Source organism: Collinsella sp. AM17-1 (genome assembly GCF_003470665.1).
GTDB lineage: Bacteria > Actinomycetota > Coriobacteriia > Coriobacteriales > Coriobacteriaceae > Collinsella.
The window spans coordinates 21,438-37,164 of the sequence record NZ_QRJZ01000014.1; the positions used below are offsets into that span (position 1 = coordinate 21,438).

The window sequence follows — 15,727 nt, forward strand, 5'->3', positions numbered from 1 at the left end:
CAGCGCATTCTATTGATGTGGAAACCGGTTCGATTCCTTGATTTAAACCGAAGCCTCTACAGTAATTAAAAGCGCCTCCAACAACACCAGCACCAGAGGCATGCCAACCGAGTCATCATCGACGGTCTCAGAAAACTTCGCAACGGTTACCGCGTCAGTCTTCGGCTCGATCGGCTTCTTAACAGCAGCCTCGGTGATATTCGTCTTAGTTGCAACAACCGTGGGCGTTACCATGCCTATAACAGGCTTTGCGTGCCCACGACGCGCTTTCCTAGATGGTTGTCGACCAATCCGCTACAACCAGAGAACGCTGGTTCGAAATCCCAATCGTTCCATCACCTGTATAGAGGGATCGTCGTCAAATCACGTATGCGGAAGAAAATGTCAATAGTCTTGGTTCTACGACAAATCTTTATTAAACAAATCGCAAGGCCCGACAAGACGCATGAAGAAACCAGCCAAGAGCTTCCTGAGACCTTCCAGCATTAAGCAGATCGCGAACACAACTGTTGGAACAAGAAGTACCTGCAATATTCCCAATCCAACGCCGACACGCGTAAAGGGAAACAGCGAGCTCCAAAGCCAACTTTGAATGGGCCCATAGTCAGAAATGAGGGTAAGTAGCGAAACAAAGTTTTGCGATAGCGTTAACGAAACGGGAGGAAAAATGCGGCATCTTGAAATCGATCAACAAGACCGAAATTGCTATAACTAACGAAAAAATAGACGCCGGTGAACCAAAAAAGCCGTTATACAAATTCGCAAAGGTCGAGCCCGGCAAACCATCAAAATGGAATTGACCATAAAACGAGATTGCAACTCCAGCAAAAGAAGCAATGCAGTAAGCAACCAAGAGCCTTATATTCACTGTTGACAAATCTACATACCAGCGAATATAGCAAACAAGAACGCAAATTATAATAAAATCCACTAGTAGCCCGTCGATGGGAATCCAAAAGAGTGGCACATAGCGCAGAAATCCAAAGGCGCAGACCAGAAAGATTGATAGATAAAGATGTAGTTTTTGGTCCAACGCATGCAAAGCCGGAATTAAAAAGGGCAGCAAAAATACAAGCCAAGCATAGACGGTTATAAACCACCAACTAGAACCAGTAAGAATTGGTGCAAAAATATCTATCAAATTGGTTGGACTTACTTGAATATCGCCGCGAAGCATGAAGAAAAAACCCAGCGCAATACTATAAAAGAGAACCGTGCCCTCGATTGAAGCTATCTGTTTGACAGCTTGTTTAATGGAGTATCCAGCTTTCCCCGCAACAAACCAGATTGTTATTGCAACAAAACAGCCGACCGCAGTTCTTCCAATTGGATAAAAAAAGATATTATAGAAAAATCTAGTAAACGAACCAGGAAATACGGAAACAGAATCAGCGTTATGAACAACAAAATGATGAGCCATTACCGTCCACATAAGGACAATGCGAAGTAATTCGATACGTGAATCTCGCATTTTTGCCATAATGCCCCCAAGTAAAATCAAAACCTAATTATGCTTCGCCCTAAAACCGTTCGAGAATCTCCTCGGCATTCTCTCGCAAATAGATATCTAGGTCCGGCACGGCAAACTGCACATAGCCCCCTGCGGTGTCTGAATAACCTCCCTCTGAGAAGTTTGACTCTGATGGGGCTACGGATAGAAAGTTGGACTGCGGGATGGTCAGGACTGGAGGCTAGCATGCGCTATTAGCGCCGGGCGATCTAGCCACTAATAGTCAAACGATTTTGACCAATCCCGGTCACCGAACAATGGTCGCCGTGCCTCCCCGCCGCCGCTACTCCAGTGGTGCCGACACGCCGGTGTTAGGAGGGCCATTGAGGCGAACGAGAGGCAAGATGACCTACAGGAGATTATAGACGCGACGCTCCGGGAGATGGCCGCGGAGGGGGCAACGGGTTCGACCCATTGGCAGTTTATTCCCCGCTGCAAATGGACCATTTCTGCTGGCTGCATTCTATTTTTCCTTCTTTTTTAAGCACTTGACTATATATACACCAATCCTTGTCCGTAATACCAAGTTCGCCTTTTATTTTTCGCCTTGTATTAACGCCTTCACTAATTGCTGCGAGGATTTTCTCTTCTATATCAACCGTTTTTCCAGGCCCCTTTTGTATGGTATCAATCGCCAGGATCAAAGAATTAAGCCTAATCACGCCTCGCGCTGTCAAATTAAACTTCTTACAATCGGATGCAACGGTTCCGTCCTCAAAAATAAACACAAAACGCTCTAATGAGTCGGTTTTAAATGCAAAACGACCATGCGCGAGAGCATTCCTTATGTGATAAAACAAACTCATATATTTGCTCGTATTACCCTTTGAATTAACTTTCACAAACACCATACGCTGATCATCAACATTTTCGTAAAAAAGCTCATCCAAGTTTAGCTTTTTGCAGGCGCCCTCTAATTCTTTCTTGCTCCCTACCGAAAGCATCACATCAACATCTCTGCGACTAAATATGGCTTGATTTAGAGAAGTCTTTAAGCTTCGAGTCCCCACCCAAGGGGCGGGCGCCCATTTATCAATGTCGTTATTCTTACGGTTACTCTGACCCGGGCAGGGAGACTCAATCAGGAAAAAATGAACTATACGCATCCAACTAGAGTCTTCCAGAATCTGAGGCGGCAGGGGCTCATTTAGCCAAGAAGTCCGAAGTGTTGCCATGTCTACCTCCTGCAACAGCTTTACAATCAACATCACAAGGCAATTCTCGACATTTGCCGAAATACCCCCGTACGAGAGACTTCTTAAGAGCCTCAAACGTTTCAATCTGTCGTTTCGCGTCAAATCGTAATTCCATGTTCCCATCGTAAGTTATATCGCGATTTATCGGTTTATATAAGTTTGTATAAACCTATATAGTCTTGTATAAGTTTATCGCGGAATATCGTTGTTCTCGATCTGCTGCATCCAACATATTGAGACGGGCAATTACCGCAGAATAGAAAGTCTGTACACCTTTAAAAGCCATCGGCTCGCTCTAACAGGTGTGCTGATTGACCCGTTATCCACGGCCTGAGGGAAATCGACCCCAACATGGTAAAGTAGTCGCAACAAGCAACCATGAAGGAACAATGCTCAGCATTCACTACGGCGACAGAGACGATGTGATTTATGACACATCAACATTCTTTGATTACAGCTATTCTCCCTCTTGGCTGCAAGATCCCCTGTCACAGCGTATCATCAAATCTATTGACAATGGGGCGGTTCTTGGCGCAAACGCAATCGACACCAAGGTGCTCGGAGTTATTCCACCCGAGAAATTATCAACGGGCACCAAAACACTTCTGCTGATGCTCTTTATGCCTGAAAACCTCTACAACGCCTCTACCTGCGGAGATAATTGCGCCTACTGGATTTTGCGCATCGCTTCTAAACATGACATAACCATTAACCTCTACCACATGATGGATTTTGGTAAAGGGCGTTTTACAGTCCGCGTCACCAATACCGGACAGATTGTTCACACCATGGATGAACTTATCCTTATCTCGGCAAAATGTCTGAGGGAGGCTCGAGCATGAGAGGGGAATACCAGCTGACCGTAAGAACCAATAAAGTTCAAGTCAAACTCACCATTCGTCGAAACCTGACCATCATCCAAGGCAAAAGCGCCACAGGCAAAACCACGCTGCTGGACAGCCTTCGTGCATACGAAAACCTAGGAGCCCAAAGCGGGATAACCGTTAATTGCGCAGCCCCCTGCCGAATCATCGGCGGCATTAATTGGGAAGCGCAACTCAGTCGCATCGACAACAGTATTGGTTTTGTGGACGATACACAAAAATTCGTAAAGAGCCATGCCTTCCAACATGCGGCTCGGCACAGCTCTAACTACTACGTCATAGTTGCCAGGGACGAATTGCCCCAGCTCCCCTATAGCGTTGATGAGATCTACAGCCTCAAAAACACCAACAGGGCCACAACAAAATATCCCGTCTACACACGCACGTACACTTCTACATACCGCATTTACGGAGACGAGCTCTACGATGGAGATCTACCAGAAGAAGTCATCGTCGAAGACAGCAACGCCGGCTATGAATTCTTTAAAGTCCTGTGTGCCAAAAGCGGAATTCGCTGCGTAAGTGCCGGTGGCAAATCAAACATATACGAAACCGCTCTGAGCTCCCCAGCCCAAAAGTTGCTCGTAATTGCAGATGGGGCCGCTTTTGGGCCCGAGATGCCCTATGTCTATTCGCTCAGGAGATTTAAGGAGATCGAGCTCTTTTTGCCGGAATCGTTTGAATGGCTTGTGCTGAGATCGGGACTCTTCAACGATGTCGAAACGCAAGACATGCTCCTTCATCCTGCCGATTTCATCGACTGCGAGAAGTTCTTCAGTTGGGAACAGTTCTTTACTAAACAGCTTAGGGAACTGACCAGAGACAGCTACCTAGCCTATAGAAAAGAAGCTCTCAATCCCGCCTACCTACAGCAACATGAGCTCAACACGATTTCTGAATCGCTACCCAAACTCGGAATCACTTCGCGCTAGATCGAGAAATACTCGCTCTCGCTGCTAAGATTCGGCCCCAACCACGGGTCGCCATCGAGGAAGAACTCCGGCCAGCGCTGCATGAACAGGGCCTGTTCGCGCTTCCAGCGGCGCAGCTTTTCTTCGTTGGCCTCTTCCCTGCCGCGCGAGGTGAACTCGTAGTGGTACAGCTCGGCATAGGGCGTAAAGATGGTTCGATAGCCGGCCTCCCACACGCGCAGGCAAAAGTCTGCATCGTTAAAGCCAACGGCGAATTCCTCGTTATAGCCCCTGACCTGCTCAAATACGTCGCGTCGCACCATCTGGCAGGCACCCGTCACGGCGCTAAAATTGCTCGGGCGAACTGCGCGCTCATAGTAGCCCTCACGCCTTGCCGAGAAGTCCTGGTTGGCATGGGCAAGTGCGCCACGCACGCCAACCAAAATGCCGGCATGCTGCACCAGATGATCGGCAAAGTAGAGCTTGGCGCCCACCACGCCCGCATCGGGACGCTGCAGATAGCCCATCATCTCTTCGATAAAGTCGGGGCTTATGACCTCGGTATCGTTGTTGAGCAGCAGCAGGTAATCGCCCTTGGCATGCTCAACACCAAAGTTGATGATCTTGGAGTAATTGAACTCGCCCGGCCAGTACACAACGCGCGCGATGCCCTTACCGTCAGATGCAACGGCTACGCGCTCCGGCAGCGATTCGTAATACGCAAACGTCTCCGGGGCTTCGCTGTTGTTCTCCACCAAGACAATCTCGTAGTTGGTATACGTGGCCTTCTGGGCGATCGACATCACGCAGGCGTCGAGCGTCTTAACGTGGTCTTTGGTCGGAATCACAATGCTCACCAGCGGCGCAAGCTCCGGCAGCGCATGGCGCATGCGGTAGACAAACGGCGTCTCGGTCTCCTCGACCGTTCCGCGAACGCCCAGCGCGTTAAAGTGGCGCTGGAGCGCAAGGCGCCCGGCTTCAATAGCATACGGCTTGCTATCGGCAGAGCCATCGGCGGTCGATCCCGGATGAACGCGCCAGTGATACAGCACGTGCGCGACATGCTCAAACCGCGCGCCCGCCGCAAGGCAGCGAAGCGTAAGGTCGTAATCCTGGGCGCCCGCGACGTCTTCTGGGGACGTACCAATGTGATCGATGAGCGCCTTCTCCACCATCAGGAAATGCGTCGCGCAGTTATGGCTATAGAGCAGGTCGACGTTGAGCCGCGTCTTAAAGACCGGCTGGCCCCACTCCCCCGTTTTCTGGAACATGTCCTCGTCGCAGAACAGGACCTGGGGACGCTCGTCCTCGGCAGCCTTGTTCAGCGCGGCAACATAGCGGAATAACGCGTCCGGTTCCAGAATGTCGTCATGGTCCAAGAACGCGATGTAGTCGCCAGTCGCCTGCTCGATACCTGCGTTGGTGTTGACCACAATGCCGCCGTTGCCGGGAAGCTCGATGCGACGGATGCGCTCGTCGTTGGCACCTGCCGCAAGGGCGGCCACCGCATCCCATTCAGGCGAGGCATCCATAAGGAGCAGTTCCCAGTTGTCATAGCTCTGGGCTAGCACCGAGTCCAGCAGCTCGCGCAGGTAGACCCGATCGGTCTTGTAGCACGGCACCACAATGCTCACGAGCGGCCTATAGGCAAAGGCCGCCGAAGCGACACGTTGGCACGCCAAATCGCCCGGCTTTGCGCGATGCTGCTCAAACCAACGTCGATAAGCTGCGTCGTCTGCACGCGCGTCCTTCATACGGTTCCAGCTGTCGTCGACCATGCCGTTGTACAGGCGACCATCCATGGCGCAAAAACCGCTCTGGATCCGCTCTGTGGGATCGCTCGCAATCGCGACAAAATCCCGTATATCCTGAGGCATCTCAACGCTCAGATACGTTTTATTGACACGGCATCCGTTCTGCTGCGGCACATCGACCTGCGATTCAAACACATGCACGGTGGCAGAGATGACATTCATATGCGTATCGAAGATCTGGAGCTCAGGTGCGCACCGGGGGTCTCCCGCCCAGGTAACCTCATAGCGCCACACCGCGCCGACGTCGGCCGGCAAATAGCGAATGGCATCGATCTCGTAGCGACCGCAGCGCTCGCCGCGCTGCGCATCGCGAATCAGTGCGCACAACGCAGACTTTGCTTTGTAGTTAATCTTGGATTCCAGCTTGGCCACGCGGCTATCGAGGCGAATGGAGCCCAACCTTTGGTCACCGGATGCAAATGTAACATCAATCGTAGAGCCGTCCAAAAACGGAAGCACCAAGACGGCGAGCTCGCGTTCGTAATCGGAAACGGAGGGGCAAAGCGCCAACACACGGCCATGATCGACCGGGAGCACCAGCGACGGCACACAAGAACCGCTCGTCGTCGCATGGGCAAACGCTTGAGAAGCCTCCCGCTCAATAAGCGCGGCGACATCCTGACCGCCAAAACGAAGCAGTACAAACAGACGGCCCTGACTGCGGCAAAGTGCCAAACGCTTGATACTCATCTACACTTCTCGCTTTCCCAGGGCGTTCGCTGCCATGCGCTTGCAGGCACCCAGGCGCCCAAACCTCAAGACGTCGTAATCGAACATGAGCTTTTTGCATGCACGGGCATTGGGGGCCTTGCTGGCAAGCGCCGCGCGCACCATAGCGGCAACAGAAGGAGCGCATTGTGCGAGCGCAGCATCGCCGCCCACGGCAGAACCGTCAAGCGCCGCGGCAACGGCAGCGAACACCTTGCCGCAGCCCGAGCTCAGCAGCCTGAGCGCATCGTACAGTACCAGATCACACAGGAAGTATGCCAGGTCATCGGCATGCTGGGCATCGAGCCCATCACGGCGCCAATCGGCCAGCACCGCTGAGTAAATCTTCACGTGCTCCAGCAAACGTGTCTCGTCGTCATAGCGCATGGTGTCCATGAGCGAGCCTTTGCGTGCCACGCGATAGTCGTACAGCTTGTTCGAGATAAGCGCAGTCTTGCGCGAGCGACCGTACACGGCAAAATCGAAAACCTGGTCCTCGCCATATTTAACGGTTTCATCGAACACAATCCCGTTGGCCAGCAAAAAAGCGCGCTTACAAGCGGTGCGCCATGCAAAGGGGCGAGACGCTTCCTTAAACAGTAGGTCAGAGCTATAGCCTTCAAACGACACATCGTGCGGACTCAGCACATAGTTAAGCCACGGATACCCCGCTTCCAGCGGATACGGGTTCGCTCCAAACGTCAAAACGTCGCAGTCCTCGCGCTCAAAGGCATCGACGATCACGCGGCATGCATCGGGCGTAAACCGGTCATCGGAATCCAAGAACGCAACGATGGACGCCGTGGACGCGGCGATGCCTGCATTACGCGCACTCGACAGGCCGCCGTTCTCCTTATCGACCAGCGTAAAGCGCGCGTCCTTTTCGCAATAGGTAGCCGCAATATCGCGCGAGCCGTCCGGCGAGCCGTCGTTGACCAGCACGCCTTCCCAATCGGGCATGTCCTGCGCAAGCAGGGAGTCCAGGCACCAGGCCAGGCACTCCTCCACGTTATAGATGGGAACGACAACAGAAATCTTGGAGGTAGTCATAGTCAAGTGCTCCTACTGTGCGACCGGAACGTCATCGGGGTGCGGATTATCACCGTAGGTGCGCTGATACGTCAGCACGCGCCAGACCAGCGGCAGCCCGCCAATCTTAAAGTAGTGCTTAAACGTATTGATCTTGCCCGGCTTTTTAAAGCCAAAGCGCGAATCGATATAGGCGCGGGGCGACTTGACCATCAGGCGCAAGTCGGTCTCGCCACGCGGATCGAACAGCGACAGGTCAAAGCGACCGGCATCCCAATCGGACTTGAGCTCGGGAGAGGCCTTCTCCCAAAACTGCTCGCGCAACTCATCGACCAGGCGCTCATCATTCCAACGGTACGTATCGACCTTCATGCGCATTAAAATGCCCTGGAGCTGAACCTTGAGCTCGGGACGTTCATCCAAAAAGCGCTGCATCTCGGCGTATTCGTCGCACACGCAAAATACCTTGTTGGGCGAATTAACTGAGCTCTTCTCGTTGTCTTGGCGATAGCACAAAATGGGGTCCGCGATAAACGCTGCACGCTCGGCGCATGCCCAAACCTTAAAGTTAAAGCCTGCGTCCTGATACGAGGCGCCCGGCGTGGGAAGGAACCGAATCTGATTGTCGTTGAGGAACTCGCGCCGATAGATGGCCGACCAAATGGAAGGTTTGCGGTAGAAGATGCCCGGGCGATCGACGGGGCGATACGCGGCGCCCGTCATATACTCGCCGATGATCCCAAACAGCTCACGGCGCTCGCTGGGCGTGGACCAATACAGATAAAAGTCGCCCTTTACCACATCGGCATGCTCAGCATCGGCCTTGGCGACCAGCTTTTGGAGCGAATCCTCAAACATAAAGTCGTCGGACTCAAGAATGCCCACGTACTCACCGCGCGCCATCTCCAGACCGCGGTTCATCGAGTCGCCGTAGCCGCTGTTGGCTTTGTCGATCATCTTTACACGGGGGTCGCGCTCCATGTACTCGCGGATGATATCCGGCGAGCTATCGGTGGAACCGTCATTGATACAGATGATCTCGATGTCCTTGAGCGTCTGCGCCACGGCGGAATCGAGGCACTCGCGCAGGTAGCGCTCAACATTGCAGATGGGAACAAGCAGCGAAACTTTAGGGGTATCAGAGTTCTGCAAGAGAACCTCCTGTTGAATAGCGTGTAACAGGGTTATTTTAGCAGCCGAGTTGCGGCGGGCGGCAGCGCTTGGAATTAGAGAAAGCGCTCCAGGCAGGCTTTGAGACCGCGAGTCGAAAGATAGAACAGCGTGGCGTCTGCCATCGAAACGCCCGAGGTCGTCGCAACGAACTTGTGGGCAACACGGCAAACAGCGCCCTTGGCAGGCATATCTGCCCAGTCCGTTCCCAAAAACGTCGCGAGGTCCATGTTGACGCGAGCCGCCACGCGATGGAAGTCATCGGCATCCAAGCGCGCCAGGTCGAACACAATTAGGTCCAAAAACCAAGTTATCAGCTCGCCGGGACACAGGTCCAAAAGACCGTAGACCGCCCAGCCCTCCAAGACCTCCTCGAGCATCCTCATGTGGGCGTCAAGCTTTTTGGCACGAGCCTCGGCACTGTTGAACTCGTGCGTCGCCGATTCGCTCTCCATCACGTAGTGGTAGAACTTGTCCGGCATGACGACGGTCTTACGGGCAAGCGCATAAGCCGCAAATTGGAAGACGACGTCCTCGCCCAAAGCCAAACCGGGGGCGAAGCGAATGCCTTCGCGATTGAGCAGCTCGCACGAAAAAGCCGCACGGCAGGCATAGGGCTGCGCATTCGAATGGAACAGCAGTTGGGGATCACGGGCGCCGAAGGTACCAGCTTTGGGGCTCATGAGTTGCTGGACGCGCTTGGGGGCAGCATCGGCAGGTTCACAGACGCCGCCAAAAACGGCGGCCTCGGCATCTGCAGACTCCATGGAATGCAGCACGTGCTCGACCGTCCGGGCATCGATGTAATCGTCGGCGTCCACAAAAAAGACGGTCTCGCCCTCGGCGACATCGATACCGGCATTTCGAGCACACGAGACGCCCGCGTTTTCCTGGTCAATCACCAGTACGCGATCGTCGGCCTGCGCGATCTGGCGCAACACGTTCAACGAATCATCAGTCGAACCGTCGTTGACGCAGACAACCTGAATCGAGCGCTCGGACTGGGCCAACAGCGAATCGAGGCATCGCTGAATGGAGCGTGCAGAGTTGTAAACGGGGACGACAATGGTAGCTTTAGGACACGAGGCCTCTCCCATGTCGACCTACCCCCTCAGCGATTCGATGAGGAAGGCAGCGACCACGCCTGGGCCTCCAACCGAGGCGTAATACTTAGCACGCCCCAAGGCACCATCCGTCGCAAAACTCGGATGCTCGTCAACCCAGCCCTCGGGATCTTTGAGGATGGCAGCGAGATTTGCGCGCTTCCACGGCTTGAGGTCGTCAAGCGAAAAGTCCCCGGCGTCCAAGGCCGCTTGGAACTCCTTGGCCATCTGAACCAGGAACTCCTTATAGAACTTAGGCGCCAGGCGCACGTAGTTCCACATGTACGAATCGTACTTAATGAGCTGATTGAACTTGAGCATGCGCGCGACGTCATCACTTGCGTGGTCGCGGGCATAATCCTCTCGAATCCAACGCTCAATCTCGGCATACTCGGTATTGACGCAAAAGACCTTAGCCGAAGAATTGACCGAGGAATTCTCGTTGTCCTGGCGATACGACAACACGGCATCATGCAGGTAAACAGCCTTATCGGCGCACGCGATCACCTTAAAGGCGAATGACGTGTCCTGAAAGGATGCCCCCGGAGTCGGCAGGAACGTAATGCCGTTGCGCTCAAGAAAATCGCGACGGTACACGGCCGACCAAATCGACGGCTTTTGCTTAAAGAACTGCGTCGTATCGCTCGGGTGCACCGGCTTGTCACAGTCCTTGGCCTTAAACATCTCGTGCAGCGAACGGCGCTCCTCGGGCTTAGACCAGTAGAAATCAAAGTTCGCCTTCGCAAAGTCGGCATTATTGCTATCGGCGGCCGAGACAAGCATTTCGAGTGCATCGGGCGCCATAAAGTCATCGGACTCCAAGATGCCAACGTACTTGCCACGCGCCATCTCCAGGCCGTGGTTCATCGAGTCGCCGTAGCCGCTGTTGGCCTTGTCGATCATCTTGACGCGCCCATCGCGCTCCATATACTCGCGGATAATCGCCGGCGAGTTGTCGGTCGACCCGTCGTTAATGCAGATGATCTCAATATCCTTGAGCGTCTGCGCCAGGGCGGAATCGAGGCACTCGCGCAGGTAGCGCTGAACATTGTAAATGGGAATAAGCAGCGACAGAACAGGGCTGCCAGAGGCGTTAGTAGACAAATGTGCTCCTTAGGAAATACCTGTCGTTTCATGGTATCAAAGGGTCAGCGCGCCAGCGGGCGTTTATATAATCTATGGAGCTCGCAGAGGCAAACCGATACGAAAGGACGTCATGCAGCCCAAAGCCGCACGCAACATATCCATCGAGGCCTTGCGCTTGGTCGCAGTCGCCGGCATCGCGGTGTTTCACACCTTTCAGTGGACCTTCCAAGCGACCTGCGTCGGCTTGCCGGAATACGCGCCGCTTGCCGCCTTCCCCCATTCCGGCGTGCTCGGTTTTATTTAACCTGCTGGGCTGCTGGGCCAACGAGGTCTTCTTTATGATCTCGGGCTATTTTCTCATCGCCTCAGCCGCGCGTGCTTGGGACGGTGGGGCAACGTGGAAGTCGCAAATGCAACGGACGGCGCAGCGCCTAGGCAAGGTTGTTATGCCCGCTGCGTTTTATTGTGTCGTGGCGCTCTCGTGGTCCACGGTCGTCTCCCCCATTCCCGATGTTACCCTCAGCACGCACTACTGGTACACGCTAGGCCTTGAGTTTATCTGGGTCTATGCCGCCACGGTCTTCATGGCGCCATGGTTTGGACTGGCTAAGAGTCGACTCTCCCAGAAGAGCTACACGACGACGGTCATCGCCGTTGGCATCCTCGCATTTGTTGTTAACGGGTATATAGCCGCCATGAGTACGACAAGCGCCGGCGAGTTTTCTTGGCTCCAGAAGCTCATGAGCGCTGCCACGTACGTAATCGCGTTTTTGATCGGCGGTCTGCTCCGCGACGTTACCGATGTCATGGATTCGGACAGGGCAGGCACCTTGGGCATGCGGTCGCTCGCTGCGATTTTGGCACTCGCCACCATCCTGGAAGGAGCACTCTCCTTCACCGGCAACCTCACGGCGATGGCAGTCCTCTCCTACAAATCGACCTCGTTGATCTCGTTTGCCCTCGCTGCAGCCTCCCTGCTCTTTGCGGCTACCCGACGCAGGGCCTTAGGCAATCCGCGGAATGCAGGTGTCATCGTCACCTTATCGACCGCCACGCTCGGTTTCTATGTGATGCAGTCGCTCACCAGTAGCCTGTGACGTCCCGTCTTCAATACGTTGCTCGCAAACATGCTGGTCAGCCAAAACAGCCCGGCAGCTATATGTATCATCACGGGTACCGTCATTAGCATCGTCTTTGCTCTGGCGCTCCTCATCATCGATGCAGCTAGAAGCCTTATCGTTCGCAAGCTCAAGCGGCAATAGACACGCTGCCGTCAGACGTCAAAGCCGCTACACCCGTGGCAGGTTCCTGCGTTTTATTCAAAGCTTGCCGTCAAGGTGCGGCGAGCCTTTACAATAGGACAGTCCCAAGGACGTATTCGATAGCTTCCGCGCAGCGCTCGCCCGCCGCGCGTGAAAGGATATATTGCCCCATGACTTCAACCCTTCCCGCTCCCATCGATAAGCTCGCCATTGTCGTCGTTACGTACAAGCGCCAGGAACTCCTGGCCAACTTGTTCGACTCCATGACCGATCTCACGGCAACGCCCTGGCGCATCGTGATTGTCGATAACGAGAATTCGCGCGAGACCGAGGCCATGTGCGCCGCATTCAACGAGCGTCTGGCCAACCTGTGGGGTATCGACACCGAGCAGCCCGACGCGCAGGGCGACACCGGCCGCGTCATCTACGCCCCGCAGCTCGAAAACGGCGGCGGTGCGGGCGGCTTCTCCGCCGGCACTAAATGCGCCTACGACTTGGGGGCCCAGTGGTTCTGGGTCATGGACGACGATGTGCTCGTCATCCCCGAAGGCATCGAGCGCTTGGCCAAGTGGACCGACCGTTACGACGTCATTCAGGGTTCGCGCCTGGACTTTGACGGCGGCGCCTTCTTTTGGCAGTACCAGCTCATCCTTTCGCTCGGCATCCCTAACCCCATCGCCAAGTGGGATTTGGGACCCGAGGGCTACCGCACCATGAACCAACTGTGCTTTGAGGGCGGCATGTTCTCGCGCCGCGTGGTCGACAAGATTGGCCTGCCCGACGCGCGCTTCTTTATCTACGGCGACGATGCCTGCTACGGCTACGTGGCCAGCCAGCACTTCCCCGCCGCCGTGGTTGCCGACGTGGTGCTCAAGCGCGCCCGCGCCGTCTCTAACTGGGATATCGCCGGCAAGCGCCAGCTCAACTCCACGAGCGACACCAACCGCTACTACATCATGCGCAACCGCGGTTATCTGGCACGCTACATGCAGATCTACGGCGACTACCACCCCGTGCTGTTCCGTCTGGGCAATGCCGCGACCTTCTGCAAGGAGTTCATTCGTCTGGCAGCAGTCGACAAATGCTTTAAGACCGGTATTCCGGCGCTGCGCCGTGGCATGAAGGACGCACGCAAGATCGTTAAGGATCCCAACTGGAAGCCCATGCCGCCCCTGAAGGACGCCGAGTAGTAAAGGGCTTTCGCCCGCCGCTACAGTCGTTGACACACCACGGACACACGCTGACCGTCAAAACCAAAGCCCCAACGCATGCGCCCGACGGCGGGGCGCGGCACGCGGATATCATCGATGCCGTCGCGCTCTATGTCGAGCAGCGCCTGAACCGCTAACAGTTCCAGGCCCAGGGCATCGACGCCAGGGTCATACAACATGTTGATCGTAATGAGCGGTCGCTCATCGAGCATGCCGAGCGTGTCGGCCACGTCAAACACCCGACCGGTGGGAATCACCTGGATATCCCAGCGATCCGAGACGCCACTTCGCTTGGAGCTGGGATTGCAATAGCCGGACAGTCCAAAGCAAAGCCCCTGCAGCGCCAGATGATAGGCTGTCGGCATATCTGATTTGTCCACATCGATGCCCAGATCGCCGATAGCACAGCTCAAAGCTTGCTTTACAGCGTCCTCGTCTCCTCGACACAACCCGTCATGGAACGAGTCGATAACTCCAACGTCCTCAACGGCGCACTCAAACCATTCCAGAATTACAAGACGGAGCGCCTGACGCACTTCGTTGTTAGGCAGGCGCAGGGAACGAAGGCACGCGCCGTCCTCCGAATGCCCTGTCATGTCCGTCGTAAGAAATCCAGACAGATACAGCGCAGTCCAGATATCTTCGGGCTTGGCGGCATCGACCTCCTCGGCATGCACATGCACTGGCGCCTCAATAAACCCATGCGGCTCAACCAAATCGAACAATGCGGACAGGCGCATGAGATTCCAGTCACCGACGCATGCGCTCAGACGGTCGGCGTAACCATACAGATCCGCCCGAACGGGCGCGACGCAATCGCGCTGTGCGTAGTCCACCACGCGCTCCGGGCTCGAGCAATAAAAACCACCAAACAGATAGCCCTCGAGCCACTCACGCGCGTCATCCAGACAGCCGTTGCGACCGATGCAATCCAACAGCACTTGGACTTCGTCGTCCGAAAAACCGAACCATCGATCACACCAACTCGACAACGCTGTCGCCGACCGATAGGAAACCCCACGTTGGGACAACGCAAACTCGGCATGACCGGGGCGCTCGCCCATCAGACACGTCAATCGCAACGAGTCGCCGGCATCGGCAATGGTGTCAAACAACATCCGGCTGAGCGACTCTAGGAAATCCACGCCACCGTCGTCCTTAGCGTCCAAACCATTTGGACACACCACGTCGTAGTCGTCTATCAGAAGAACAACCTGCTCATCGAAAGCTGTCTGGAGCAGCTTAATAAGCACGCCAAGCGCCGCATCGATCTCCCTATCGCTGGCCACCCCACGCGCCGCCCTCTCGATAAGACGAACCTCACGTCTTGACAGATCAGGCGCGGCAAGCAGCGGCAGCAATCGGGCGCACTCGTTCGCGACAGCGCTGCGAATAGCCGCCGCAGCATCGGCGTCGCGCCTCGCAGCGGCAGCAGAAAAATCGAGCAAGATGACGGGATAGCACGCGTACTCATCACGAAAGCGACCACCGCCCGCCTGCCAAATCTGGGTGCCGACGAACGGGCTTCGATCCGGCCGTCGGTGATCAGATCGTTCCAAATAGCATTTGAGCATCGATAGATTCATGCTCTTGCCAAAACCCTTGGGCCGACAACAAAGCGCAACAGGTGCTTCGCTGTCCAATATATCGGCAATAAACATAGTCTTATCGACGAGTAAACACCAATTGATTGCATCAGAAAAGTCGTGTACATCAACCGGCAGAGCTGCGTTACCCGCATGATTGAGCAACCGTGCACCAAACGCATGAGCAACACCATAATTCGCCTGTTCAGACACCGTAAGTTCTCCCTCTAACGCAGCACGATGCCCATTGTAACGAG

General features: G+C 54.8%; 14 protein-coding genes. 5 read left to right on the forward strand and 9 right to left on the reverse strand.

Annotated elements, in window-relative coordinates:
- Nucleotides 1-42: 42 nt before the first annotated feature.
- The 3 genes from DW195_RS07230 to DW195_RS07240 all read right to left on the reverse strand — a co-directional run bounded on the left by DW195_RS07230 (nt 43) and on the right by DW195_RS07240 (nt 2,685).
- Entirely contained in the window at nt 43-234 is a 192-nt protein-coding gene (locus DW195_RS07230; protein ID WP_118206318.1) for a hypothetical protein, read from the reverse strand.
- A gap of 370 nt (nt 235-604) precedes the next feature.
- Nucleotides 605-1,480 (reverse strand): acyltransferase family protein, encoded by an 876-nt coding sequence (locus tag DW195_RS07235; protein WP_118206319.1) that lies wholly within the window; start codon nt 1,478-1,480, stop codon nt 605-607.
- Between the two features lie 452 nt (nt 1,481-1,932).
- Entirely contained in the window at nt 1,933-2,685 is a 753-nt protein-coding gene (locus DW195_RS07240; protein ID WP_147356498.1) for a hypothetical protein, read from the reverse strand.
- 410 nt (nt 2,686-3,095) lie between these two features.
- Here DW195_RS07240 and DW195_RS07245 point away from each other — a divergent pair, with 410 nt between their 5' ends.
- Both DW195_RS07245 and DW195_RS07250 read left to right on the forward strand, forming a co-directional pair.
- Nucleotides 3,096-3,548 carry a DUF4869 domain-containing protein gene (locus DW195_RS07245; protein WP_118206321.1) on the forward strand — a complete coding sequence of 151 codons (453 nt, stop codon included), beginning with the start codon at nt 3,096-3,098 and terminating at the stop codon, nt 3,546-3,548.
- A complete protein-coding gene (locus tag DW195_RS07250; RefSeq protein WP_118206322.1) occupies nt 3,545-4,522 on the forward strand; it encodes a translation initiation factor 2 in 978 nt (325 codons plus the stop codon). Before DW195_RS07245 ends, DW195_RS07250 begins: the two co-directional genes overlap by 4 nt.
- Here DW195_RS07250 and DW195_RS07255 read toward each other — a convergent pair.
- The 5 genes from DW195_RS07255 to DW195_RS07275 all read right to left on the reverse strand — a co-directional run bounded on the left by DW195_RS07255 (nt 4,519) and on the right by DW195_RS07275 (nt 11,429).
- Nucleotides 4,519-7,005 carry a glycosyltransferase family 2 protein gene (locus tag DW195_RS07255; RefSeq protein ID WP_118206323.1) on the reverse strand — a complete coding sequence of 829 codons (2,487 nt, stop codon included), beginning with the start codon at nt 7,003-7,005 and terminating at the stop codon, nt 4,519-4,521. The genes DW195_RS07250 and DW195_RS07255 overlap by 4 nt on opposite strands.
- Nucleotides 7,006-8,073 carry a glycosyltransferase gene (locus DW195_RS07260; RefSeq protein ID WP_118206324.1) on the reverse strand — a complete coding sequence of 356 codons (1,068 nt, stop codon included), beginning with the start codon at nt 8,071-8,073 and terminating at the stop codon, nt 7,006-7,008.
- A gap of 12 nt (nt 8,074-8,085) precedes the next feature.
- Nucleotides 8,086-9,204, reverse strand: a complete 1,119-nt coding sequence (locus DW195_RS07265; RefSeq protein WP_158567918.1) for a glycosyltransferase family 2 protein — start codon at nt 9,202-9,204, stop codon at nt 8,086-8,088.
- 74 nt (nt 9,205-9,278) lie between these two features.
- Nucleotides 9,279-10,319, reverse strand: coding sequence for a glycosyltransferase (locus DW195_RS07270; RefSeq protein WP_117638105.1), 1,041 nt, complete (start codon nt 10,317-10,319; stop codon nt 9,279-9,281).
- 6 nt (nt 10,320-10,325) lie between these two features.
- Nucleotides 10,326-11,429 (reverse strand): glycosyltransferase, encoded by a 1,104-nt coding sequence (locus tag DW195_RS07275; RefSeq protein ID WP_118206326.1) that lies wholly within the window; start codon nt 11,427-11,429, stop codon nt 10,326-10,328.
- Between the two features lie 112 nt (nt 11,430-11,541).
- Between DW195_RS07275 and DW195_RS10415 the strand changes: the two genes are divergently transcribed.
- The 3 genes from DW195_RS10415 (at nt 11,542) to DW195_RS07285 (ending at nt 13,863) form a co-directional block, all read left to right on the forward strand.
- Nucleotides 11,542-11,715 (forward strand): hypothetical protein, encoded by a 174-nt coding sequence (locus tag DW195_RS10415; RefSeq protein ID WP_158567919.1) that lies wholly within the window; start codon nt 11,542-11,544, stop codon nt 11,713-11,715.
- On the forward strand, nt 11,675-12,508 hold the full coding sequence (locus tag DW195_RS07280; protein ID WP_158567920.1) for an acyltransferase family protein: 834 nt from the start codon (nt 11,675-11,677) through the stop codon (nt 12,506-12,508). The genes DW195_RS10415 and DW195_RS07280 overlap by 41 nt, the downstream gene beginning before the upstream one ends.
- A 335-nt stretch (nt 12,509-12,843) precedes the next feature.
- The gene (locus tag DW195_RS07285) at nt 12,844-13,863 is read left to right on the forward strand and encodes a glycosyltransferase (protein ID WP_118206328.1); all 1,020 of its coding nucleotides are present in this window, start codon (nt 12,844-12,846) and stop codon (nt 13,861-13,863) included.
- Between the two features lie 20 nt (nt 13,864-13,883).
- Here the strand turns inward: DW195_RS07285 and DW195_RS07290 are convergent, their stop codons facing one another.
- The gene (locus DW195_RS07290; protein ID WP_158567049.1) at nt 13,884-15,683 is read right to left on the reverse strand and encodes an AAA family ATPase; all 1,800 of its coding nucleotides are present in this window, start codon (nt 15,681-15,683) and stop codon (nt 13,884-13,886) included.
- Nucleotides 15,684-15,727 lie beyond the last annotated feature (44 nt).